Genomic DNA, 22,287 nt, shown 5'->3' with positions numbered 1-22,287 from the left:
TATGCGACAAATCGAGAAGCTTATGTCTGTCGCGGCAGCTCATGCCGCAACCCTTTCCACGCCCGAATCAATTCGCTTGGTGTGTCAGGCGCTCCGAGACTCGCTAACCCCTTTTGAGGTGGCTAAAGAGGCTGCGTTCGAACACATTAAGAATGGCCCTGGCCTCTACTACATCGAAGTGAAGTTTCCTTTCCGCACTGAAGTTGAGCTAACAAAGTTCATTCAGCAATGGGGAGCAGTACGGGCACCAAACAATCCTGGTGCCACGGCACGCGCCTATCCATCCCGCGCAAAGAAGCACCTTATCAAGGTGAAAAATGGAGAGTTTGTACCCTTCTACTTGGGCAAGCACATGCAAGTACGAGGGCGAGTCGGGCAGCATCTTTCTGGCTTGGCGACTTCAACAACCTATGGGCTGAAGCTCCTAGCCAGATCGCATTTGCTTGATGGGTGTTCGTTTCAAGTTGGAGCGGCAACGTTCGAAATCCCACGCCAAGCCTACTTTTGTGTCGCGTTTCTCGAAGAAGGCGCGCGCAAGAATCTTCAGCCAATCATCGGAAAGCAGTGAACCCGACGCCTAACCCTTCCATCGAGAGGACGCTGCCCGGCAAGCCGGTCAGCGCCTCTCATGTCACACGTTGAGCGTCACTAGACCAGGGATCAACCATGGTGGTTCGCGTAGTTCGGTTAGGTAGCGCGCGCATCCAGGGTGAAGGCATCCGCATTGGCACCGTCCGTCGCCCTCCCCGCGGAGTCCCGAAGACTGAGTTCTCCTCACAGAACTGGTATGACGTATGGTTTCCAAACCTCGCGCCCAGCGTCGAAACGATGAAGCTTGGTCAGCAGGCAGAAAACGCGGCCGAGTGGGCCAAGTTCACCAAGAAGTACAAGACCGAAATGTCTGCGCCAGAAGCGAGCCATTTGCTTGAATTGCTGGCCAAGCTTTCTCACAGCAGCGACTTCTCAATCGGTTGCTACTGCGAAGTCGAAGCACGCTGCCATCGCTCAATTCTTCGTGCTCTCCTGGCCGAAAGAGGCGCGGCTGTAGAGTGAGAGTGCCATGCGCAACATGACGCCCAACCCTTCCATCGAGAGGACGTCGCCCGGCAAGCCGGGCGCCGCCTCTCATGTCAAACGTTAGGCGTCGCCACAAGAAGCGTCGGTCGACCAGCACTTGTCATCACATCGCCATGTCAAACGTTAGGCGTCGCCACAAGAAGCGTCGGTCGACCAGCACTTGTCATCACATCGCCATGTCAAACGGCATAAACATCAACCTGTCAGACGATGAGGCACTCGTTCTGTTTGAGTTCTTTGCACGCTTCCACGAAACAAATCTATTCCGTATGCAAAACAACGCTGAGTTCGTAGCGTTCATGCGCATTTCTGGTCAGCTAGATAAGGCTCTGGTTGCCCCATTTCAGCCCACGTATCAAGAACAGATTGAAGAAGCTCGCACCCGGCTTACGGAAGGTCACTACGAGCTGGCTCCCGGGGTAGAGCCTGACGCAAGCAATGAGAACCGCACGTAACCCTCTCATCGAGAGGCAAGCCAGTAGTCGCGCATCAGCCTCGCGCTGTCGCGCCAGGCAAAGCAGGCCGTGCGAGCACCCGCTGCTTCGTAGCACGTGCTGGTGAGGTACGTTTGCTTGCCAGCGGCGCCACCCAACGCAAAATGCAAGTCCGGGCTGTGCGAATAGCGCCGCCTAACCCTTCCATCGAGAGGACCCGCCCCGGCAAGCCGGGTCGGGCCTCTCATGTCAAACGTTAGACGCCGCTGAATGCCCTGGCTCGTCGTCGCAAAGATGCTTTGGGCTGCACCGTGCTCCGCGATCGGCCTGCTACTGGCAACCATTCCTTTGGCACTCGGTGGCAAGGCAGCTTGGCGTCAGGGCGCACTGGAAGTCACCTATCGCCAGAGTCAAGCCAGTTGCGGCAAGCTTGCTCGTTCGTTGCCCTTTCGTGGCATTGTTTTCGGCCAGGTCATCCTGGCTGTCAGCGAAGAAGAGCTTTTCCGTATCGGCCCACATGAGCGAGTCCACGTTGAGCAATACGAGCGCTGGGGCCCGGTCTTCTTCCTTGCCTACGGGCTTTCAGGCCTTGGGCAGCTACTTCATGGCCGCAGTCCGTACTGGTACAACCACTTTGAGGTTCAGGCTCGTCAGCGAAGCACCGAGGTCCATCGTGCGAGCGGCGGCGTCTAACCCTTCCATCGAGAGGACGTCACCCGGCAAGCCGGGCGCCGCCTCTCATGTCAAACGTTAGGCCGCATATGCGAATCACCTGGAAAGTCTCCGCAGTTGCTCTGCTTGCGCTTGTGGGGTGCAGTAAGGCACCAAGCGTCGAAGTACGCATCCTCCCGAAGTCGTATCAAGTGGGCGCAATTAAGTCGGAGCTTGCAACGACAGCAGTAGATGAAGTCGTTCGTGTAAAGGCAGGCTATGTTCTTATCCTCACCTGCACTACAACACCGCCAGCCAAGGTCGAGCAGTTCCGCCGTGAGTTGCTTGCGAGAGCGCAACCCGAGGTTCAGCTGTCCTTTCTCAAAGAGGGTTGCAGCGAGTAGCCTCTCTTCCAGAGATACGCTGTGCAGAGTAGGCAGCTATCTAGTCTCCCGCACCGACCCCATCAATCGAGTCATGCCAACAATGCGGCCTAACCAGTCAATCGAGGCGACAGCCACCGGCGTACAACGCTCTGGCGCTTTTGCCTGCGCCGTGCCGCCGGTGTCTGCGCCTCATCTCCAACGTTAGGCTGCAGGGCAGTCTCAGATTTGAAGTGCAACACCCGTACCTTAAGGTGCTGCACATGGGAACTCAATACAGCCATCTCACAGAAGCCAATCGGCTTGCTCTAGACGCCCTGCTCATCCTGGGCCACAGCCAGCGCTCCGCCGCTAGAGTATTGGGCGTCAGCCCGTCCACCGTCTCTCGCGAGGTCAAGCGTGCCAAGGTCTACGGATTCGATCGCTACGTCGCACTCTTCGGCCAGCGTGCCTGTGTCGCCGCTCGCAAGCGAGCTGGCCGGCTGCGCCGCAAGCTGTGCCCCTCTGGGAGTAGTCGCCTGTGGCGCTTGGTCAAGGCCGGCATGCGCCTGCGCCTGTCTCCGCAGCAGATCGCCGGCAGGCTCAAGATCATGAAACACCCTGACTACGTCTCCCACGAGACCATCTATTGCGCCATCTACGCCCAGCCTCGTGGCACATTGCGCACGGAGCTGATCAAGATGCTTCGCAGGAGCCGGGCTGGCCGCATGCCCCGAGCCCGAGGCTCCAAGCGAACCACCTTGCCCAATATGACTTCCATCGCCCTGCGCCCGCCCGAGGTCGCCGCCCGCATCACGCCTGGGCACTGGGAGGGCGATCTCATGAAGGGCGCTCGCAACGCCTCTGCCATCGGCACCCTCGTGGAGCGCATCAGTCGTCGCGTCATGCTGGTCAAGCTCGATGACTTCGGCTCCACTTCTGTGCTCGAGGGCTTCACCAAGCGGCTACGTCGCTTGCCGCCCAGCCTGCGCAAGACCCTCACCTATGACCAAGGCAGCGAGATGGCTCAGCACGAAACGCTGGCCAAGCGGCTGCACATGGACATCTTCTTCTGTGACCCGCACAGCCCATGGCAGCGCGGATCCAACGAAAACGCCAATGGCCTCATCCGCGAGTACCTGCCCAAAGGCATGGATCTGAGCACCGTCACTCAGGCTCAGCTCACCGCCATCGAGAACTCCCTGAACAACAGGCCTCGCGCTATCCTCGGCTTCCTCACCCCCAACGAAGTCTTCGATCAACTCCAGCTCAACCACATCGCTGGTGTTGCGCTTCAAGCTTGAGACCGCCCTGAATGCCGTATTGCCCCAACTGCAACGCCAAGCTTGATCCGCAAAGCCTCAAGGCTAGAGCGTGTTGGAACTGCGACGCTGATTTCGGCAAGGAGGCTCAGTGGCGGCCTACTCACTTGCCGTCTGGGCGGTTTCGGAAACTCAAGGCTGAGACCCAAGCGCAAGTACGCCTTCAGCCGGAGCATCAAACCAGCCCTGTACTCAAAGCACTGTTGGCCGCGCTGTTCCTTACTGTTCTCACTTTTTCAGTCGGACTTTCGGCTCTGCGTGATTTCAAGAACGAGGTCAGATCTGGCGTCATAGAGCTTGAGTTCGAAATCAGCGAACAGCAGGAAATCTACAAGACAGTTCTACTTAGGCGGAGTGAGCGTCCCGCTCTGTTCTGGGTCCATGAACTGAAGTACGTCGCAGCAACGATCGGCGTGCTATTCATCACAATAGTCACATGGGTTGCGTTTTCTCTTCACATCACGCGCGGCTTTCCTGAGATACCACCAGACCACCCACTCAAATCGGAACTTCAGGTTCTTATCTATACGGCTCTGGTCTGTGCGCTCTACTTCTGTTGCGCGCACTTTGGCGTTGTCCTTCTGCATCCTTGGCTTTTTCCATAGATCGCCACTCGTCTAAGCCGAGCACATGTGCACCGAGACGCCTAACCCTTCAATCAACCGGACATGCCCCGGCAAGCCGGGTCATGCCGGTTATCTCAAACGTTGGGCGGCACTATGAAACTGCCATGCATGTCAGAGCCGAGCTGGTGTGCACTGGCTTGGCGTCGGCTGCAGCCCACCATTTCCCTCCCCTTGCACCGTGCGGCTGTAGTCGCCACCCTCGCTTGAGTCCAGGCCGTGAGTTGCCGTGCCCTCGCTCAAGTCTTTCCTGGGCAAGTCCGTGCCCTTCCCTTCTGTGCCTCCGGTCTTGCCCGTGAAAAAAGAAGGTCGGTGCCATGCGCGTTCGTGCCTTCGCTCAAGGCCGGCAATTCGTGGCAGTTCATGGGCGCATGGGCTTGCTCATTCCCCCGGTTGGTCTGTCAAGCAGCGCGCTCGCTTTTAGGCAGGCCGTTCGCCCATTGCTCGGGCTGCTTGTCGTCAGTAGAGTCTTCGTCCGCGAGGGCCGTGCTTGTTCCACCAGTGCCGCCCAACCCTTCCATCGAGAGGACGTCACCCGGCAAGCCGGGCGCCGCCTCTCATGTCAAACGTTGAGCATCACGAGTAGGTCCTGAGAGTTCTTGCTGCTTATGAGCCTTCGGTCAGCGCCTCAAATTCAGGTTCGGTTCACAGGTGCAAGGTCATCGGGCGCTTCGTTGTGCCAAGGCTCCGTCCACTTTGCCGTTGTGCCCTGGCCCACAAGCAAGAAGGTCGTTCTGGCGTCACGTCGGAGCTCCTGGCGAGAAGACGGAAGGGACTGCCACGCTTCGGCACCCGTGCGATGCCATCGAACGGCCGGTGAAAGTCGGTTGGTGGTTGGCGCTTCGCGCCGCTTCAGTAGTCAGAGGTTGGGCGCTGCCGTGGAAGGCAGCGCTGGGCCTGCGCGAGTTCCAGCGCCTGAGCGGCTGCAAAGAAGAACGCGACGCTTGGCTAAGTCCGCGCAGGTTCCCAAAGAGAATGCTGGGTGTCCGCGCTTGGTGAGGCCAATAGCCATGCCACGCGCGATGCTCAACCCTTCCATCGAGAGGACGTCGCCCGGCAAGCCGGTCGCCGCCTCTCATGTCAAACGTTGGGCATCACTGAAATCCAGAGGTTGACCAAGCGTATCCTGTAGACTACATTTCGGTATGCGCATTCAGATCACTGAGGTCTACCGAGATTGGATCAATGGGCTCAAAGATCGCACCACTCGGGCACGCATTCAGGTCAGGGTCGATCGGCTCGCTCATGGCAATCCTGGCCAACATCGAAACCTGACTGATGGTGTCTCCGAGCTGAAGATCGACGTAGGGCCTGGCTACCGGGTTTACTACACCGAGAGGAATGGTGAACTCATCGTCCTTCTCGCTGGTGGAGACAAGTCCAGTCAAGCACAAGACATCAAGGCGGCTATTGCGCTTGCCCGAAACCTCTAGGAGTACCGAGATGGCAAAAGCTAAGGCAACCCCGAAGACGAAGACTCTCGCATACGACGTAGCAGAACAGCTGCGCACGCCCGAAGAAATGGCGGCCTACCTTGATGCTTGGTTCGTTGAGGCTCCTGACGATGCCGCGGGTATTGCCAGAGCATTGGGCGATATCGCTCGCGCCAAAGGCATGACTCAAGTCGCACGCGATGCAGGTTTGAGTCGAGAGAGTCTTTACAAGGCTCTCAGCGAAAACGGAAACCCGAGCTTCGCAACCGTCCTGAAGGTAGCTCGTGCGCTTGGCGTTCGCCTTCACGCAGAGGCTGCATAAGGCTGGGTCACGCCGCGCCGGTGATGCCCAACCCTTCCATCGAGAGGACGTGCCCCGGCAAGCCGAGGCCCGCCTCTCATGTCAAACGTTAGGCGTCGCATGAAACCGTGGACTCCGTCAACGAAAGAGGAAGTCGAGGCTCTTTTCGAAGAAGCGCTTGAGAAGCTTCCTCACAGTCTTCGCTTGCGTTTCGAGGCCATTGCTATTCCGCCAAGAGCAGTTCCGATTCAAGATTCACCCGGTGAAGTCGTCTTTGTGATGGCTGAACACGAAGGCAAGATCGTCTACTGGTCTGATGTCGAAGACGGTTGGGAATTCGAAGCACCAAACGAACGCGGCGGTATAGATACCCGAGGCTGCAATCAGTTTGAACTGTCACACGTCGCCCACCAGATCTTTAGTGAACCCGATACTCACTAGCCTCGTAGCCCGGTGGCAAGTGCACCCTACTCCGGCCTCGCGCAGTCGCGCCAGGCAAAGCAGGCCGTGCGAGCACCCGCTGCTTCGCAGCACGTGCTGGTGAGGCGCATTTGCTTGCCGATAGCGCCACCCAACGCAAAATGCAGTTCCGGGCTGTGCCATGCGCGCCGCCTAACCCTTCCATCGAGAGGACGTCGGAGCTTGTTCCGGTTTAGTTGACACTCAAACCTAACGGAGAGAGTCGCTATGGGAACACCCGGGCCGCAGAAGGTCCCCCGGTACGAGCTTGAGTTCAAGCTCAAGGCCGTACAGATGAGTCACCAGCCTGGGGTGCTGGTCAAAGACGTGGCGCAGTCGCTGTGCATTCACCCGTTCATGCTGTCCAAGTGGCGCAAGCAGGTGCGTGACGGGGTGCTCAAGGGCAAACTGGCGCCCATTGATGTGTCCGCTGTGGGCGAGCTGCAGCGCCTGCGCGAGCTGGAGCACAAGTACAAGCGGCTTCAGATGGAGCACGACATCTTAAAAAAAGCTATCCGGTTTGCCTCAGAACTAAAGGCGAAGTCTTCGCCTTCATCGAAGCAAACCGGCAAGCCTGGCCGGTCGCGGTGATGTGCGACCACTTCAACGTCACCCGTTCGGGCTTCTACGCCTGGTGCTCGCGTGAGCCCGGGCCGCGCCAGCTCGAAGATGAGCAGCTGACCCCGCGCATCGTGCAGATCCATTCGAAGAGCTTGCACACCTACGGCAGCCCACGCGTTCGCGACGTGCTGGTCGAGCAAGGCCAACGCATCGGCCAGCGCCGTGTGGCTCGCCTCATGCGCAGCGCCCACATCACAGGCAAATACGCTGGACAGCAGGGGCGCTCCAAGGCCGGCAAGCGGCGCTTCTTCAGGAGCATCCCGAACTCGGAACGAGAGATCGAGCTGGTGCGCCCGGACCAGGTCTGGGTGGGCGATGTTACTTACCTGCAGGTTCGCGGCCAATGGCGCTACCTGGCCGTGGTGATGGACAAGTTCTCACGCCGCATCCTGGGTTGGAGCCTGGATACGACGCGCGACGTCAGGCTCACGCGTGCCGCGCTGTTCCAGGCGCTGAGCAAGCGCAATCCGGGCCCTGGTCTGGTGTTCCACAGCGATCGCGGCATCGAGTACGCGGCGCATGCCTATCGCGCCATCATGAGACGCAAGGGCTTCACCCAAAGCATGAACCGGCCGGGTCAGATGAATGACAACGCGCACATGGAGTCGTTCTTCCATTCGCTCAAGAGCGAATACATCCATGGCAAGAGGTTCGACACAGACGAGCAGTTGCGGCAGACTCTGCGCACTTACTTCGCCTTCTACAACCACACCCGCATTCATACGTCGTTGCCTCGTATGAATCCGGTGTCCTTCGAACTAACGCAAGCCTAACAACCGTGTGTCCACTTTATCGGCACAAGTTCCTGGGTGACAGATAGTCCGGGGTGATGGGTTACACGCGGCGTTTCATTTTGCCGAAGGCATCTTCGATGCGCATGAAGCGTTCATTGAGTCTTCCAAGCCTGTAGTTGGCGAAGTACACGTCCCATTGGCCGTCATCGACTTCTTCAAGACCCACGTATTCGCCGATCAGTACGCTGCTGACGTTGACCCATTTCTTGTACCAACGAATGCCGCCGTTGGCGCTGACGTAGCGCACCTCGAAGCGATCGGGGTATTCGGGCGCCAGCAGCTTGCTGGGCATGCGCCTGCTCGAAGGTACGTGAACATCGTGCGGCGTCAGCCCATCGTGCGCTTCGTGGGGCCTGTCTTCGTTGAACTCGCGTCGCCAGACGTTGAACTTCCTCTGCTGCACTCTCGCATTGGCCCCCGGCGGCTTGAGCGTCTCGTCCTTGAGCGTGCGGTGCATCCTCTCGTGCCGGCCGTTCTGCTGCGGCTTGCCAGGCTCAATCAGCTCGGGCATCACCCCCAGCTTGAGCAGCCACACCGACAGCCGGCTCAACCTGCCCAGCGTGTACGCCGCAAACGGTACCCCGTTGTCGCTGCGCAGCCGGCTGGGCAGCCCGTACTCCTTGAACACCTTCGTCAGCATCGCCTGCGTAGGCTCCAGCAGCGTGCCGGGCAGACCCTGGCATGCCAGCAGGTAGCGGCTGTGGTTGTCCGTCACCGTCAGCGGGTAGCAGTACACGCCGTCTCCCGTCCTGAACTGCCCTTTGAAGTCCATGCTCCAGCAGTCGTTGGGCTTGTTCACCACCATGCTCGGCCGCCCGGGGTGCCCCACCGGTCGCGGCCTCTTCTTGGCCAGCACCAGGTCGTTGCGCTTGAGTATCTCGGCCACCGTCGTGCGGCTGGGTAGCTCCAGCTGCGGCTGCCTCCTCTCCAGCGTCCACAGCAGCTTCTTCGGCCCCCAGCTCGGGTGCCTCAGCCTGCATTGCACGATCGCCTGCTCCACTTCGTCGGACGTGCGGTTCGCTGATCTCTGCGGCGCATGGCTGCGTTCCCACAGCCCGTCCGGTCCATGCTCCAGGTACCGCTTCACCCACTTGTAGGCCGTCTTGCGGCTCACGCCGTACCGCGCGCACAGCTCCGTCATCTGGTACTTCTGGCTGTTCCAGTCCAGAATAAATGCCACCTTCGCATCCATCGTTGAGGTCTCTTTCCAAGGCATCGGGTGCTCCTTCCAGAGCCCCCATCGTCCATCGGTGTGTTACCTATCAACCCGGACTACTGTGTCACCTATCAGGAGGACGGTACCCATGAGATCTCCCTCACCTGCGGTTCACAACCTCCTCCTCGCCGCGCTGCTTCTGGTCACGCAGGCTGCGCAAGCGACGGTGATCTACCGCTGGGTGGATGAAAACGGTCGCACACATATCTCGGATTCCGTCCCTGAGAAGTACAAAAAGTCGGCCACACGCATCGACTCCAGCAGGTCCGAAGTCACGCCTGAGCAGCGCAAGGAAGCGCAAGACATCGCAGCCAAAGAGAAGGCACTTGCCGAAGAGGCTGCGAAACAGCGTCTAAGCAAGCAGGCAAGTCAGCCCGCATCTGCCGCCTCCCTCCCGACCCCAGGAAAACGCCCCGCTCAAGGGGTTACAGACTCGACTGACTGCGACACCTGGCGACGCCTGTACAACGAAAGCCTGGAGTGCTTCGGCCCATACCGAACAACAAGAGGCGCTACAAAGCCAGAAGCGTTCGAGAAGTGCACCACCATTCCAAGCCCGGAGCCGAAGTGCGGTCCTGTGCGCGAGTAGGTCACTGATCCCGTCGCCGATCTCTTCAAGACCGACGTGCTCGTCGATGAGCGCGCTGGTCACGTTGATCCATTGCTTGCGCGGCCTGCGCATCTCCAAGGCCTTGTGAGGGCGCTCGTTGTTGTACTCGCGCCTGAACCTATTGAACTTCGTGCCCTACTCCTGCGCCATGTCCTCATGGATGCACAGGTAGTTGCCTTCACTGTCTTTGAACCACGCTGCCTTCTCGGCACCGAGCACGCACACGTGGTTGACGGTCTTCAGGCCGGGGAAGTCGTAGTCTTCGAAAGCCACCCCTTTTCGCTTCAACGCCTCGATGCTGGCGTTGATGTCGTCGACGCGAAAGCTGATGGCGGTGTGGTCGGCTTTGGTGCCTTCCGGTTTCGGGAACAGTGCGAGGGTGCTGCCACCGACCACGTACACGAACTTGCCGTCAGGGCGCAGGCCGCCGGGTTTGAGGCCGAGACAGCCTTCGTAGAAGGAGCGTGCGCGGGCCATGTCCTTGACGGGGAGCATGGTGGTCACAGACGAGTCGGACAACATGGGAAGTCCTTTCGCTCAGTCCGGCCCGACGATGGCCATCTGGCGGGCAACGGTGTGCCCGGCCGGCCCTGCAGCTTACGCCCGCGATGACGCCGGCGCCACCCCGACGCTCAGCGGCGGGCCATCTGCCGGCGTGATGGCTGCATGTCGGCGGTCGGCCATCCGTAGGACGCGACGAGCACCGTCTTCATCATCTTGATCTTCTCCGTCGGCACGGGCGGGCTCACCACCACGGCCACGTCTTCTTTCTTGTCTTCCTTGGGCAAAAGATTCTTGCCGGCGCGAACTGCTTTCGAGGTCGTTTTCAAAGTGTCTGGTCCATCGGGGGGTGCGCGATTGTAGGGGTGCGTCCCCGGTCGCTTTTTCATGAACGGGCCATCGCTCGCCGAGTGGCATCATGCGGCCCACATCGCTGCCGAAAGCTCACCCTCGTGAAGATCACCCCCACACCCCTGACCGCCGGCCTCGCCGGCATCGTCGCCGCCATCGCATGGCCGCTCTTGTGGGCACGCTACGGCGGGCCGGGCAGTGCCGGCGGCATCGAGCTCGTCATCGCCACCTTGCTCGTCATCGCGCTGCCGGCGCATGCGTTCGTGGTGGGGTTCGCGCGTCCTGCGGCCAGCGCGCCGGGCGCGGTGGACACGGCCCTGCTCAAGCGCGTCGGCGCATGGCTCGCCGCAGCGGCCGTCACCACCGGGGTGCGCGCCGTGTGGCTGGGCTGACCGATGATGACCCGCGGGCAGAATCGCCCGCATGACGGATGAACACAGGAGACTCCACGCATGACACCCCTCAAACTGCTAGGCGCGTTTCTGATCGCCGCGGGCGTGCTGGCGCTGGTCTACGGCGGCTTCAGCTACACGAAGAACACGCACGACGTGAAGCTCGGCCCGATCGAGTTCTCGGTGAAAGAGAAGGAGTCGGTCAACGTGCCGGTGTGGGCCGGCGTGGCCGCCATCGTGGGCGGTGCGGCGCTGCTGATCTTCGGCGGCGGGCGCAAGGGCTGAGCGCCAGCGACTTTGCGCTTCAGCTCTTGTAGATGCCGCAGGCCACCGCCAGGTCACCGGCACGCTCGACGTACGAGGACTTGAGCCGGATCTCGTTGGTCACCGGGTGGGCCCACTTGTAGTCGACCCAGGCCTGCCCGCCGCTGCGCGCGAGGTCGGCCATCTCCTTCACGAAGAACTTGCCGTCGACATCCTTGCTGACGGGGCCGGCACCGAGCGTGCGCGGGTTGTTGCCGTGGGCGTAGAACTTGTAGTCATCGATGTTGATGGCCATCAGGTAGAGATCGCGGTCGATGAACTGGCCCTTGCCGAGCTTGTTGATCTCGGCCAGCAGCGCGTCTTTGCCATGGGCCTTGAAAAAGGCCAAACCCGCCTTGACCAGCGCTTCGGCTTCTTCGGCGCTGCCATGCTCGCGCGTGCCGAGGTTGTAGCCAGCCACTGATTTCAAGAGACCCACGGCCTGCTCGTTGAGCGTGGCGGCGGTCTGCGTCGCGTCCTTCACCAGCTTGGCGTTCTGCTGGACCATGCCGTCGATCTCGGCGATGGCCTGGTTGACCGACTGGATGCCCTGGCTCTGCTCGTGGCTCGAACCGGCCATCTCCTGCATGAGATCGGCCACGTGCTTCACCGACGACACGATCTCGGTCATCGCACGGCCGGCATCGTCGACGAGGCGGCTGCCGGTCTCGACCTTGTCGACCGAATCGCCGATCAGCGACTTGATCTCTTTCGCCGCGGTCGCCGAGCGCTGGGCGAGCGTGCGCACTTCGGCCGCCACCACCGCGAAGCCGCGGCCCTGCTCGCCGGCCCGCGCCGCTTCCACCGCAGCGTTGAGCGCGAGGATGTTGGTCTGGAAGGCGATGCCGTCGATCACGCCGATGATGTCGGCGATGCGGCGCGAGCTTTCCTTGATCGAGCCCATGGTGGTCACGACCTGGTTCACCACCTCGCCGCCCTTGACCGCATGGCCCGAGGCTTCGAGCACGAGCTTGTTGGCCTGCTCGGCGTTGCCGGCGTTCTGCTTGACGGTGGCGGTGATCTCTTCCATCGACGCGGCTGTCTGCTGCAACGAGTCGGTCTGCGTCGTGGTGCGCTCGGACAGGGAGGTGTTGTCGCGGTTGATCTGCGACGAGGTGCTGGCCACCGTGGTGGTACCGGTGCGCACCTCGCTCACCACCTTGAAGAGGCAGTCCTTCAGTCCGTCGAGCGCCTGCATCAACTGGCCGAACTCGTCGCGGCGGGTGCTGGCGCAGGTGAGCGTCAGGTCGCCCGACATGATCTGGCGTGCGGCATCGAGCGCTTCGCGCACGGGAGCGACCACGCTGCGCACGAGCCACCACGCGAGGACGATGCCGAAGGCGACTGCGGCCACGCCCATCGCGGCGATCCAGTAGCGGGCGCTGCCCGCGGCCAGCGATGCCGCCCACAGGGTGTTGACCGCGAGGATCAGCAGCAGGGGCACGAAGCCGATCACCAGGCGAGAGCGCAGTGTCAAGTTGTCGATCTTCATTTCGAATCGAATGCAAGCGATGCAGGGCGCATCGTCTGGAATCTATCGGCGCACGAGGGGTGAACTTGAGCCGGCGCCGGGAGGGAAATTCAGGCAAAACGCCCGTGAAGAAACCACCCGGGCGCCCGACTTGAAGGCAGATGCTGTGGGCGCATGCGATACACCCACACCAGCGCACCTTCGCGGGTCTGGCCGATGAAGTAGTCGCGCTCGGTGAGGCCGCCGTCCCACCAGCCCGTCTCGATGCGCTCGGGGCCGGCCAGCAGCTGCACCAAGTGGCCGTCGAGCAGGGGATGCGACTGCCGCTCCTGCAGGGCTTGCGGCTCGGGCAGCAGCCACAGCGGGCGGGTGAGCGGGTCTCGCAAGGAGTGGGTGGCATCGGCTGTCGCACCTTGGGCCCGCTTCATCAGCCGCGGTTCGGCCGGCACCACCTGCGTCGCACGCTCGGGGCGGTGGTCGGCCACCGGCACCAGGCACTGCACCTGCTCGCGCCCGAGGCGCGCCTGCAGGCGCTCGATCAATTGCACGAGGCCGGCGCGCTCGCTCTGCGGCGTGGGGAAGAGCTCGGCATTCGGCGGCGGCCGGCGCACGATGTCGTCGGACTCGATGACCAGCTCGAGCGTGGGCGCCGGCAGCTGCACATGCGCCAGGCGCTCGCGCAGGAGCGTGAGCATGTGCGCCACGTCGCGCGAGGGCTCGGCCAGCGCGATCTCGAGCGTGGTGAAGGGGGCGCTGCGGCCCCCTCCGTCATCGACACGCCAGCGAGCCTCGTGCTTCATCAGCAACCGAAAGCGGGTGACGAAGGCATGCTGGGCCGACAGCCAGGCCACCAGCCGCAGCAGGAGCCTCTGCGCGCCATGCAGCAGCTGCTCGGTGGTGTCGGCACGGGCGAAGAAGCTTTCGAGTTCGCTGCGGAACGTGGGGGGCAGCACGAGCGGCTCGCGCGGGTCGGGCCGGTCGCCGAAGGCGCGGTCCATTTCGTCGAGCAGGCCCTTGCCGAAGCGCCGCGCCACGCCAGCCCGCGGCAGCTGGCGCAGCTCGCCCAGGCAGCGCAGGCCCATGCCGAGCAAGGCCTCTTCGTGCGGCACGGCCGTGGCCAGCACGGCGAGCGGCGCTTCTTCCAGGGCCTGCTGCAGCGCATGGCGATCCGGGCAATGCAGCCCGTCGTGCAGGCGCGCCAGCAAGGCCGCGCCGTGCGGCGTGGGCGCACTCACGAGCTGCACCCGATGGCCGAACGGCGCCAGCGCGTCTCTCAGCCGGCGCAGCAGCGCCGCCAGCCCGCCGAAGTACCGCAAGCTGGACTGCACGTCGAGCAGCACCCCGTCGGGGGCCGGCAGGCACACCATCGGCGTGAAGGCGAGCGCGGCATGGGCCACGGCCTGCAGGGCCTGCGCGTCACGCCATGCGTCGGCCTGCCCCAGCAGCAGGTGCGGTGCGAGCGACAGCGCCGTGGCGCGCTTCATGCCCACGCTCACGCCAAGCGCCTGGGCGGAGGCATCGGCGCCGACGATGTGGTGCGCGTCCACCAGGGCGATCGGCGGGTGCTCGGGGGCCGGTGGCAGGCTCGCCGAAAAGGTTTCCAGCGACAGCAGCGGCAGGTGCAGACCGACCCACAACATCGCCAGGCCTCATGACGCTCAAGCGAGGTTGATGAAGGCGGCCGCGCGCAGGCTCGCGAGGGCCTCCTCGGGGGCGTCTTGTCCGAACTGCGCACGGCGCGCTGCAGCGGCCGACAACACAGGCGGCAGCGCCAGGTGCAGCGGCGCGAGCAGGGGCGGCCCGCGCCGCTTGAGCACCCTCAACGCGAGCTGGTCGGCCCCGGCCGGGTGCAGCGCCAGCCGCAGCGGCGCCGCGCTCGCGTGGCCCTGCACCGCCGGCTCTCGGAAGACGAAAGCCGGGCCATCGTGCACATGGGCGGCGAGCTGCAGGCGACGCACACGGTCGGCGCGCACCCGCGGTGGCAACCACGCGACGACCGCGCCCACGTGGCCGCTCTTCAAAGCCTGCTCCAGCGCCCACAGGCGGTCGGCGCCGGCGTGCAGTTGCAGATGGGTCTGGATCACGAGCAGCTGGCCCACGTCCAGCCCCAGCTCGCCGAGGGCAGGCGCCGACACCGCCGCCGGTGGATCGAACAGCATCACCAGCCGGCCCGCCTGCTGCACAGAGGCGAGGCACGCGGCCAGCAGGCGCACCTCGCCGATGCCGGCATGTGACAGCAGCAGCTCGGTCAAGGCCCGACGCGGCCAGCCGCCGCCGGGCAGCTCGGCATCGAGCCGTTCGAAGCCACTGGAAATGGGCCGCTCGACATTGCGACCGAGCTGGTGGGCGCGCCACAGCTGAGGGTGCAGCTCCTCGGGGGCCAGCGCCGGCCGTGGCAGGGCGACCGGGCCACTGGCGAGAGGTGCATCGGTGAGCTGGGGCGAGTTCATGAGATAACTGTATTTTCATACAGTGTTTTGCGCAAACCCCTGACCGCTCCAGGCCTCGATTCAGGCAAATGATTGCTTGCTTTTGTCAATCATCTGCCGACAATCCGCCCATGCCTTCGCCCCAGCCCGCCCCCGACCGGCTCGAAGCCATCCGCGCCTTCAACCGCTTCTACACCCATCGCATCGGGGTGCTGAACGACACCCTGCTCGGCTCGCCCTACTCGCTGGCCGAGTCGCGCCTGCTGTGGGAACTGGCCCACCATGAGCACACCACCGCCACCGATCTGGCCCGCACGCTCGACCTCGACGCCGGCTACCTGAGCCGCCTGCTGCGCCGCCTGAAGGAGCAGGGCCTGATCGACAGCACCCGCTCGCCCACCGACGCCCGCCAGACGCAGCTGAGCCTCACGCCCGCCGGCCGCGCTGCCTTCGCCCCGCTCGACCAGCGCTCGCGCGAGCAGATCGCCGCGCTGCTCACCCCTCTGCCCGAAGCGCACCAGCAGCAGCTGCTGCAGGCGATGGGCACGCTGCAGCAGCTGCTGGGCGACGACGCACCGCGCCAGGGCCACGCGCCCTATCTGCTGCGGCCGCACCGGGCGGGCGACATGGGCTGGGTCGTCTCGCGTCATGGTGCGCTCTACGCGCAGGAGTACCGCTGGGACATGCGCTTCGAAGCCTTGGTCGCACGCCTCGCCGCCGACTTCATCGACCATTTCGACCCCACCCGCGAAACCTGCTGGATCGCCGAGCGCGACGGGCACAACATCGGCTGCGTCTTCCTCGTGCAGGCGCGCGACGAGACGACCCAGGCACCGCTGCCCGGCGTGGCGCAGCTGCGCATGCTGCTGGTCGAACCCACCGCCCGCGGCCTGGGCCTCGGCCACCGGCTGGTGCACGAATGCGAACGTTTCGCGCGCATGGCCGGCTACCGGCGCATCGTGCTGTGGACCAACAGCCTCTTGACCGCAGCGCGTGGCATCTACCAGAAGGCGGGCTACACGATGACGGCAAGCGAACCGCACCACAGCTTCGGCCACGACCTCGTGGGCGAGACCTGGCAGAAGGAACTGACATGACCTGCGACTGCGGCAGCACTCGCCGATACGAAGACTGCTGCGGCCGTTTCCACGCGGGCTTGCCAGCACCGGACGCCGAAGCCTTGATGCGCTCGCGCTACACCGCTTATGTGCGCGATCTCATCGACTACTTGTCAGTGACCTGGCACCCGAGCACACGGCCCGCAGCCATTGAGCCCAATCCACCCGGTCTGCGCTGGCTCGGCCTTGACGTGAAGATGCACGAGGTGCAGGACGCCGACCATGCGACCGTCGAGTTCGTCGCCCGCAGCAAGCTCGGCGGGCGTGCTCACCGCTTGCAGGAGAAAAGCCGCTTCGTGCGTGAAGAGGGACGCTGGTACTACGTCGACGGCGAGCTGAGTTAGGGCCTGTTCACACTAAATGAGCACCCACGTGACTCAACAAAAGCCCGCCAACGAGGCGCAAAGCGCAGCTGTAGCACTTGCTACAGCGAGCATTTGCAACGCTGTGGGCGGGCTTTTGCTGAGATCACCCGGAGGGCCGGGGCCTGAAGGCGCGTGCGGCGGTGTTGCAGCGTCGTTGTGTGCCATAGGACACGGCCTCCGCTGCGCCTTGCCGCCCACGCCTTCAGGCCCCGGCGTGGGTGCTCATTTAGTGTGAACAGGCCCTAGCTCAGGCGAACTCCTGCCGGACGGACGCCGACATCAGCCGGCGAATGATCCACGCCAGGAGCCCGCAAGCGCCCAGCGTCACCACCACCGCCATCACCCGCGCCGCGGTCACGAAGCCGCCGAACACCCCCGCCGCCTTGGGCGGCAGCGCGGCGCTGCTGAGCGCGTGGTCGACGATCGCCTGCATCAGCTCCTGCTGCAGCCACAGGCCCAGCAGGTTGGCGACGATGGCCACGACGAGCAAGCCGATGAAGGTGCGCCGCGCCCAGTCGAGCCGCAGCAGCAGGCCGATTGCCGAGGCCAGCGTGGCGACCGAGAGCAGCAGGCAGGCGCCGGTCACCCACGGCAGCTTGGCCACCAGCCACCCCGTCAACCCGGCCTGCGCCGGCAGGGGCAGCAGCGAGGCGAGCATCGCGTTCTGCAGCAGCGCCGAGACACTGGCCACCACGCCGAGCAGGATGAACAGCCAGGCGATGGCGGTGACGAAGAGGGAACGGGCTCCAACGGCGATGGTGATGGGCATGGCGGTACTCCGGCGCACGGTGCTGCCATTTCGACATCACATGCGGGGGTTGTCATTCCCGCGCACAGGGTGTCGCCCCGCGATGCAGGGGGCAGATTTACCCGGGCTTCAGCCGAAGCGCAGCGCGTGGATCGGCGGCAGGTGGCCTGCGACCTCGGTCCAGCTATCGCCGGCGTCGTCGCTCGCCCACAGGTTGCCGGTGGTGCTGCCCATCAAGAGCGAGCGGCCGGTGCCGTCGACCACCAGGCCGTGGCGGTAGACGAGGTCGTAGCAGTCCTGCTGCGGCAGGCCGGTGCGCAGCGCCTCGAAGCTCTTGCCGCCGTCGCGCGTGCGGTGCACGAAGAGGGCGCCATCGACCGGCACGCGCTTCTCGTCTTTCACCGCCGGGGCGAACCAGGCGGTGTCGGGTTCACGCGGATGAACCGCCACCGCGAAGCCGAAGTTCGCGATCGGCGGCTTCACCTCCTGCCAGCTCCGCGAGCCATCGGTCGAGCGGAAGATGCCGTTGTGGTGCTGGCACCAGACGCTCGTGGGCACCGCGTCGCACAAGGCGATGAGGTGCGGGTCCTGCGTGTTCTCGTCGTCGGCCTGCTCGGGCGGCATAAAGTCGGCGCGCATGCCCTTGGCCTGCAGTTCCCATTGCGTGCTGCCTTCGCGGCTGCCCCACACGCCGCCACAGCTGATGCCCAGCAGCAATTCGCCCGGCCTTGTGGGGTGCGGAAGGATGGAATGGATGCCCGGCACGTCGTAGCCGCCGCCGAACCAGCCCAGCCGCTCGGGCCGCGACCAGAGCGAATCGACCAGTTCCCAGTGTTCACCGCCGTCGGTGCTCTTGAAAAGTCCGCCCGGTAGCGTGCCGGCCCAGATGGCGCCGTGGAGGGCCTCCATCGACCAGATCTGCACCAGCTTCCAGGCCGGCCCCTCGGCGTCTTTCCCGCCCTCGGGCTGCGGCGGGTAGGTGGGCGCGTCGACCTCGCGCCAGGTGGCACCCGCGTCGTCGCTCGCGTGCACCTTCACGCCGAAGTGGCCAAGGTTGAGCGCGGCCAGCATGCGGCCGCTGCCCCCGACGGGCGGCAACACCATCGACACCGGCTCGGCCAGGAAGCTCACCCGCGCGACGCCCCAGCCCCTGGCCGAGCGCCGCAGCTCGAACAATCCCTTGCGTGTGGCCGCCCAGGCCCTGGTTGCCGTCATCTCGTCATCCTCCTGACAGGGCCTGCAGCACATGAACCCGGCTCTCGGGCTTCAACACATCGCCAAGCGTGCGCCGGTCGCGGCTGCGCTGGCCGTCGATGAACACCACCACATTGGGCCGCAGGTGGCCCTGGTCGTCGAGCACATAGCCCTGCAGCCGCGGGTTGATCGCAAACGCCGCCTGCAAGGCCTCGCGCAAGGTGGGGGCGGGAGTGTCCACCTCGGGCACCTCGGTGAAACGCTTGAGCTGCTGGGTGAAGACGAGATGGGCCACGGTGCCGATGATGCCGCCGCCCGCCGCGAATGACCACCCGAGAGCACACCGGCACAAGGGCTGGGAGAATCCGCGTCCCGCCTCGGCCGCCCTTTCGCGCCTTCCTTCATGCCCATCGGAGCCCTGTACGCCGCCCTCGCCTTCGCGCTGTGGGGCATCTTCCCGCTGTACTTCCGCCAGATCGCGACGGTGCCCTCGGGCGAGATCCTCGTCCACCGCATCGTGTGGTCGCTGGTCTTCGTGCTGGTGGTGCTGGCGCTGCGGCGCCAGTGGGCCTGGGTCAAGCCGGTGCTGCGCAGCCCCAAGGTGCTGCTGGCGTTCGTGGCCAGCGCCGTGCTGCTGTCGGCCAACTGGCTGGTGTACATCTGGGCGGTCAACAACGGCCACGTGATCGACGCGAGCCTCGGCTACTTCATCAACCCGCTGGTGAACGTGCTGCTGGGCTACACCGTGCTGCACGAGCGGCTGCGCCGGGCGCAGTGGGTGGCGCTCGGCATCGCCGCGGCCGGCGTGCTGTGGCTCACCATCCTGGCCGGCCACCTGCCGTGGATCGCGCTCGCGCTCGCCGCCAGCTTCGGCGCCTACGGGCTCTTGCGCAAGGTCGCATCGCTCGGCGCGCTGGAAGGCCTGACGCTGGAAACGCTGCTCCTCGCCCCGATCGCCCTCGCCGTGCTCGGCCTGTGGATGGGCCAGGGCACGAGCGTCTTCCCTGCACCCGACGCGTCGACCAACTTCTGGCTGATCGCCGCCGGCCCCATCACCGCCATCCCGCTGCTGCTCTTCGCGGCCGGGGCGCGGCAGATCTCGCTCACCACGCTCGGCCTCCTGCAGTACATCGGCCCGACCATCCAGCTGGCGCTCGGGCTGTGGCTTTTCCACGAACCCTTCTCGGCCGAACGGCTGATGGGGTTTGCGCTGATCTGGCTGGCGCTCGCCCTCTACAGCGCCGAGGGGTGGTGGCGCAGCCGTACCACGCCGGCACCACAAACTGCCTGATTTCCTGCGTTTTCGGGAGCTGCAGTAGGTGCTTGCTCGCCTACCATAGGGAATCCCGTTTTCTTCTCATGGCTTTGTGGTGAACACCGTCAAGAAGGTCCTGGTGCTGCGCTATTCGCAGAGCGGACAACTCAACACGCTGACCGACAGCTTCCTCAAGCCCCTGCGCGAGGACCCCGGTGTCTCGCTGCACATCGAGACGATCGAAACGCGCAAGCCCTTCCCCTTTCCCTGGAGCTTCTTTCCCTTCCTCGACGCCTTCCCCGAGTCGTACCACCTCAAAGGCCCCGAGCTGAAGCCGCTGTCCCTGACCGGCGATGAAGACTTCGACCTCATCGTGCTGCCCTACCAGGTGTGGTTCCTGGCCCCCTCGCAGCCCGTCACCGCCTTCCTGCAGCACCCGGTGGCCCGGAAGCTCCTTGCCGGCAAACCCGTGGTCACGCTGATCGCCTGCCGCAACATGTGGCTGATGGCGCACGAGAAGCTCAAGGGCCTGTTGGCCGATGCCGGCGCACGCCTGCTCGACAACGTGGTCTACGTCGACCCCGGCCCCACACTCGCCACCTTCTTCACCACGCCCAAGTGGGTGCTCAGCGGCAGCCGCAAGGGCTTCTGGGGCATGCCCGACGCAGGCCTCAACGACGCGCAGATCCAGAGTGCCCGCCGCTTCGGCAAGGCACTGGTCGATTCGCTGCATGCCGATCGTGAAAAAAGCACGCAGCCGCTGCTGGGCGGCATGGGTGCAGTGACCGTCGACCCGCGCCTCTACTTCAGCGAAAAGGCCGCCTCGCGCAGCTTCCACATCTGGGGAAAACTGCTGATGGCCGCAGGCAAGCCGGGGGCACCGCAGCGCGTGCCGCTGCTCGCGATCTACGTCACCTTCCTGATCGTGATGATCATCACGGTAGTGCCCACCAGCATCCTCCTGCAGACGCTTCTGCGACCCTTCATGGGAGGGTGGCTCTCTAAAATCAAGACCCAGTTTGAAGAGCCCTCTGGCTCATCCACGGAACGCAGCCACTTGTATGGGGATTGATGTTTTTCTGACGCGCACTGGCGCGTTCCTGCCCTTCGAGCCCGTTTCCAACGACGAGATCGAATCCGTGCTCGGCATGGTCGGCGGCAAGCCCTCGCGGGCACGCCGGCTGGTGCTGCGCAGCAACGGCATCCAGTCGCGCCACTACGCCATCGACCGCGCCACCGGCGAGCCGGCGATGACCAACGCCCAGTTGACGGCCAACGCCATCCGGGCGATGGGCGACATCGGCCGTGTCGACACGCTGGCCACCGGCACCTCGCTGCCCGACCAGCTGATGCCCAACCATGCGGTGATGGTGCACGGCGAGCTCGGCTGGCCGCGGCTCGAAGCGGTGTCGTGCGCCGGCATCTGCCTGTCAGGTGCGGCGGCGTTCAAGCACGCCTGGCTGTCGATCAAGGCGGGTGAATCCAAACGTGCGGTCGCCACCGGTTCCGAGCTGGCCTCGCCCATCATGCTGGCGCGCAACTTCGACCCCGAGGTCGAGCACAAGCTGCAGCAGCTCGAAGAGCGCCCCGAGATCGCCTTCGAAAAAGACTTCCTGCGCTGGATGCTGTCCGACGGCGCCGGCGCCGTGCTGCTCGAGACGGCCCCGAGCGGCCCGCTCTCGCTGCGCGTCGACTGGATCGAACTCTCGTCGGCCGCCCACGAGCTGCCGGTCTGCATGTACGCCGGCGCCGACAAGAACGACGACGGCTCGCTGCGCGGCTGGCTGCGCTTCACCAACGGTGACTGGCAGGCCAAGTCGATCTTCGCGGTCAAACAAGACGTGCGCCTGCTCAACGAGCACGTCATCCGCGCCACGGTGCGCGAGCCGCTGGCCGAGATCGTCGACAAGCGCCGACTGGTCGCAAGCGAGATCGACTGGTTCCTGCCGCACGTCTCGTCGGCCTTCTTCAGCGGCCCGGTCGAACAGGCGATCGCCGAAGCCGGCCTGCCGATCCCGCGCGAGCGCTGGTTCAGCAACCTCGTGACCAAGGGCAACACCGGCTCGGCCTCGCCATACATCATGCTCGACGAGCTGTTCCGCTCGGGCCGCATCCAGAAGGGGCAGAAGCTCCTGATGTACATCCCGGAAAGCGGCCGTTTCTCCACCGGTTTCATCCATCTGACAGCCGTCTGATGTTGGCCCCCCAGTCGTTTCACTCCTGCCCCCAAGGGGCGCCGGCCTCCCTTGGGGCGGCC

The 22,287-nt window shown here is 64.2% G+C and carries 28 protein-coding genes; 19 read left to right on the top strand and 9 right to left on the bottom strand.

Annotation, left to right across the window (positions count from 1 at the left end):
• Nucleotides 1–22 precede the first annotated feature (22 nt).
• The 11 genes from LRS03_RS26065 (at nucleotide 23) to LRS03_RS26015 (ending at nucleotide 8,056) form a co-directional block, all read left to right on the top strand.
• Complete coding sequence (locus LRS03_RS26065; RefSeq protein ID WP_257829246.1) at nucleotides 23–568, top strand: hypothetical protein; 546 nt, start codon at nucleotides 23–25, stop codon at nucleotides 566–568.
• Nucleotides 569–666: 98 nt separating this feature from the next.
• A complete protein-coding gene (locus LRS03_RS26060) occupies nucleotides 667–1,053 on the top strand; it encodes a DUF488 domain-containing protein (protein ID WP_257829245.1) in 387 nt (128 codons plus the stop codon).
• A 200-nt stretch (nucleotides 1,054–1,253) separates the two neighbouring features.
• Nucleotides 1,254–1,532 (top strand): hypothetical protein, encoded by a 279-nt coding sequence (locus LRS03_RS26055; protein WP_257829243.1) that lies wholly within the window; start codon nucleotides 1,254–1,256, stop codon nucleotides 1,530–1,532.
• 249 nt (nucleotides 1,533–1,781) lie between these two features.
• A complete protein-coding gene (locus tag LRS03_RS26050) occupies nucleotides 1,782–2,204 on the top strand; it encodes a signal peptide prediction (RefSeq protein WP_257829242.1) in 423 nt (140 codons plus the stop codon).
• 604 nt (nucleotides 2,205–2,808) lie between these two features.
• Nucleotides 2,809–3,828 carry an IS30 family transposase gene (locus LRS03_RS26045; RefSeq protein ID WP_257829367.1) on the top strand — a complete coding sequence of 340 codons (1,020 nt, stop codon included), beginning with the start codon at nucleotides 2,809–2,811 and terminating at the stop codon, nucleotides 3,826–3,828.
• A gap of 11 nt (nucleotides 3,829–3,839) precedes the next feature.
• Nucleotides 3,840–4,451, top strand: a complete 612-nt coding sequence (locus tag LRS03_RS26040) for a hypothetical protein (RefSeq protein ID WP_257829240.1) — start codon at nucleotides 3,840–3,842, stop codon at nucleotides 4,449–4,451.
• Nucleotides 4,452–5,614: 1,163 nt separating this feature from the next.
• Entirely contained in the window at nucleotides 5,615–5,902 is a 288-nt protein-coding gene (locus LRS03_RS26035) for a type II toxin-antitoxin system RelE/ParE family toxin (RefSeq protein WP_257829239.1), read from the top strand.
• 10 nt (nucleotides 5,903–5,912) lie between these two features.
• Nucleotides 5,913–6,224 (top strand): addiction module antidote protein, encoded by a 312-nt coding sequence (locus LRS03_RS26030; protein ID WP_257829237.1) that lies wholly within the window; start codon nucleotides 5,913–5,915, stop codon nucleotides 6,222–6,224.
• 99 nt (nucleotides 6,225–6,323) lie between these two features.
• Nucleotides 6,324–6,644 (top strand): hypothetical protein, encoded by a 321-nt coding sequence (locus tag LRS03_RS26025; RefSeq protein WP_257829236.1) that lies wholly within the window; start codon nucleotides 6,324–6,326, stop codon nucleotides 6,642–6,644.
• Nucleotides 6,645–6,890: 246 nt separating this feature from the next.
• Nucleotides 6,891–7,253 carry a transposase gene (locus tag LRS03_RS26020; protein WP_257829234.1) on the top strand — a complete coding sequence of 121 codons (363 nt, stop codon included), beginning with the start codon at nucleotides 6,891–6,893 and terminating at the stop codon, nucleotides 7,251–7,253.
• Nucleotides 7,217–8,056 carry an IS3 family transposase gene (locus tag LRS03_RS26015; RefSeq protein WP_257829701.1) on the top strand — a complete coding sequence of 280 codons (840 nt, stop codon included), beginning with the start codon at nucleotides 7,217–7,219 and terminating at the stop codon, nucleotides 8,054–8,056. Before LRS03_RS26020 ends, LRS03_RS26015 begins: the two co-directional genes overlap by 37 nt.
• 61 nt (nucleotides 8,057–8,117) lie before the next feature.
• On the opposite strand, the gene LRS03_RS26010 is transcribed toward LRS03_RS26015, so the two are convergent.
• Nucleotides 8,118–9,293 (bottom strand): IS481 family transposase, encoded by a 1,176-nt coding sequence (locus LRS03_RS26010; RefSeq protein WP_257829233.1) that lies wholly within the window; start codon nucleotides 9,291–9,293, stop codon nucleotides 8,118–8,120.
• An 88-nt stretch (nucleotides 9,294–9,381) separates the two neighbouring features.
• Between LRS03_RS26010 and LRS03_RS26005 the strand changes: the two genes are divergently transcribed.
• A complete protein-coding gene (locus LRS03_RS26005) occupies nucleotides 9,382–9,882 on the top strand; it encodes a DUF4124 domain-containing protein (RefSeq protein WP_257829231.1) in 501 nt (166 codons plus the stop codon).
• 156 nt (nucleotides 9,883–10,038) lie between these two features.
• Here LRS03_RS26005 and LRS03_RS26000 read toward each other — a convergent pair whose 3' ends face one another.
• Together LRS03_RS26000 and LRS03_RS25995 are read right to left on the bottom strand one after the other, a co-directional pair.
• A complete protein-coding gene (locus LRS03_RS26000) occupies nucleotides 10,039–10,425 on the bottom strand; it encodes a VOC family protein (protein ID WP_257829229.1) in 387 nt (128 codons plus the stop codon).
• A gap of 110 nt (nucleotides 10,426–10,535) precedes the next feature.
• Nucleotides 10,536–10,793, bottom strand: coding sequence for a hypothetical protein (locus LRS03_RS25995; protein ID WP_257829227.1), 258 nt, complete (start codon nucleotides 10,791–10,793; stop codon nucleotides 10,536–10,538).
• A 63-nt stretch (nucleotides 10,794–10,856) separates the two neighbouring features.
• Between LRS03_RS25995 and LRS03_RS25990 the strand changes: the two genes are divergently transcribed.
• Nucleotides 10,857–11,147 (top strand): hypothetical protein, encoded by a 291-nt coding sequence (locus LRS03_RS25990; protein ID WP_257829224.1) that lies wholly within the window; start codon nucleotides 10,857–10,859, stop codon nucleotides 11,145–11,147.
• A gap of 60 nt (nucleotides 11,148–11,207) precedes the next feature.
• Nucleotides 11,208–11,432, top strand: coding sequence for a hypothetical protein (locus LRS03_RS25985; RefSeq protein ID WP_257829222.1), 225 nt, complete (start codon nucleotides 11,208–11,210; stop codon nucleotides 11,430–11,432).
• A 19-nt stretch (nucleotides 11,433–11,451) separates the two neighbouring features.
• On the opposite strand, the gene LRS03_RS25980 is transcribed toward LRS03_RS25985, so the two are convergent.
• The 3 genes from LRS03_RS25980 to imuA form a co-directional block, all read right to left on the bottom strand.
• On the bottom strand, nucleotides 11,452–12,927 hold the full coding sequence (locus tag LRS03_RS25980; RefSeq protein WP_257829221.1) for a methyl-accepting chemotaxis protein: 1,476 nt from the start codon (nucleotides 12,925–12,927) through the stop codon (nucleotides 11,452–11,454).
• A 104-nt stretch (nucleotides 12,928–13,031) separates the two neighbouring features.
• Nucleotides 13,032–14,561: a Y-family DNA polymerase gene (locus LRS03_RS25975; protein WP_257829218.1), complete on the bottom strand. Its 1,530-nt coding sequence runs from the start codon at nucleotides 14,559–14,561 to the stop codon at nucleotides 13,032–13,034.
• Nucleotides 14,562–14,579: 18 nt separating this feature from the next.
• On the bottom strand, nucleotides 14,580–15,371 hold the full coding sequence (gene imuA / locus LRS03_RS25970; protein ID WP_257829216.1) for a translesion DNA synthesis-associated protein ImuA: 792 nt from the start codon (nucleotides 15,369–15,371) through the stop codon (nucleotides 14,580–14,582).
• 110 nt (nucleotides 15,372–15,481) lie between these two features.
• On the opposite strand from imuA, the gene LRS03_RS25965 reads away from it, so the two are divergent.
• On the top strand, nucleotides 15,482–16,447 hold the full coding sequence (locus tag LRS03_RS25965; RefSeq protein WP_257829214.1) for a bifunctional helix-turn-helix transcriptional regulator/GNAT family N-acetyltransferase: 966 nt from the start codon (nucleotides 15,482–15,484) through the stop codon (nucleotides 16,445–16,447).
• Complete coding sequence (locus LRS03_RS25960; protein WP_257829213.1) at nucleotides 16,444–16,812, top strand: YchJ family protein; 369 nt, start codon at nucleotides 16,444–16,446, stop codon at nucleotides 16,810–16,812. The genes LRS03_RS25965 and LRS03_RS25960 overlap by 4 nt, the downstream gene beginning before the upstream one ends.
• 268 nt (nucleotides 16,813–17,080) lie before the next feature.
• On the opposite strand, the gene LRS03_RS25955 is transcribed toward LRS03_RS25960, so the two are convergent.
• The 3 genes from LRS03_RS25955 to LRS03_RS25945 all read right to left on the bottom strand — a co-directional run bounded on the left by LRS03_RS25955 (nucleotide 17,081) and on the right by LRS03_RS25945 (nucleotide 19,070).
• A complete protein-coding gene (locus LRS03_RS25955) occupies nucleotides 17,081–17,602 on the bottom strand; it encodes a hypothetical protein (protein WP_257829210.1) in 522 nt (173 codons plus the stop codon).
• A 108-nt stretch (nucleotides 17,603–17,710) separates the two neighbouring features.
• On the bottom strand, nucleotides 17,711–18,796 hold the full coding sequence (locus tag LRS03_RS25950) for a WD40/YVTN/BNR-like repeat-containing protein (protein ID WP_257829208.1): 1,086 nt from the start codon (nucleotides 18,794–18,796) through the stop codon (nucleotides 17,711–17,713).
• A 4-nt stretch (nucleotides 18,797–18,800) separates the two neighbouring features.
• Nucleotides 18,801–19,070 carry a MoaD/ThiS family protein gene (locus LRS03_RS25945; RefSeq protein ID WP_257829206.1) on the bottom strand — a complete coding sequence of 90 codons (270 nt, stop codon included), beginning with the start codon at nucleotides 19,068–19,070 and terminating at the stop codon, nucleotides 18,801–18,803.
• 108 nt (nucleotides 19,071–19,178) lie between these two features.
• On the opposite strand from LRS03_RS25945, the gene rarD reads away from it, so the two are divergent.
• The 3 genes from rarD to LRS03_RS25930 all read left to right on the top strand — a co-directional run bounded on the left by rarD (nucleotide 19,179) and on the right by LRS03_RS25930 (nucleotide 22,225).
• On the top strand, nucleotides 19,179–20,066 hold the full coding sequence (gene rarD / locus LRS03_RS25940) for an EamA family transporter RarD (protein WP_257829204.1): 888 nt from the start codon (nucleotides 19,179–19,181) through the stop codon (nucleotides 20,064–20,066).
• Nucleotides 20,067–20,145: 79 nt separating this feature from the next.
• On the top strand, nucleotides 20,146–21,102 hold the full coding sequence (locus tag LRS03_RS25935) for a dialkylrecorsinol condensing enzyme (RefSeq protein WP_257829202.1): 957 nt from the start codon (nucleotides 20,146–20,148) through the stop codon (nucleotides 21,100–21,102).
• A complete protein-coding gene (locus LRS03_RS25930) occupies nucleotides 21,092–22,225 on the top strand; it encodes a beta-ketoacyl-ACP synthase III (RefSeq protein WP_257829200.1) in 1,134 nt (377 codons plus the stop codon). The genes LRS03_RS25935 and LRS03_RS25930 overlap by 11 nt, the downstream gene beginning before the upstream one ends.
• Nucleotides 22,226–22,287 lie beyond the last annotated feature (62 nt).

It is taken from the genome of Rhizobacter sp. J219 (assembly GCF_024700055.1).
Lineage (GTDB): Bacteria > Pseudomonadota > Gammaproteobacteria > Burkholderiales > Burkholderiaceae_C > Rhizobacter.
This window is presented reverse-complemented; position numbering and strand designations above follow the sequence as displayed.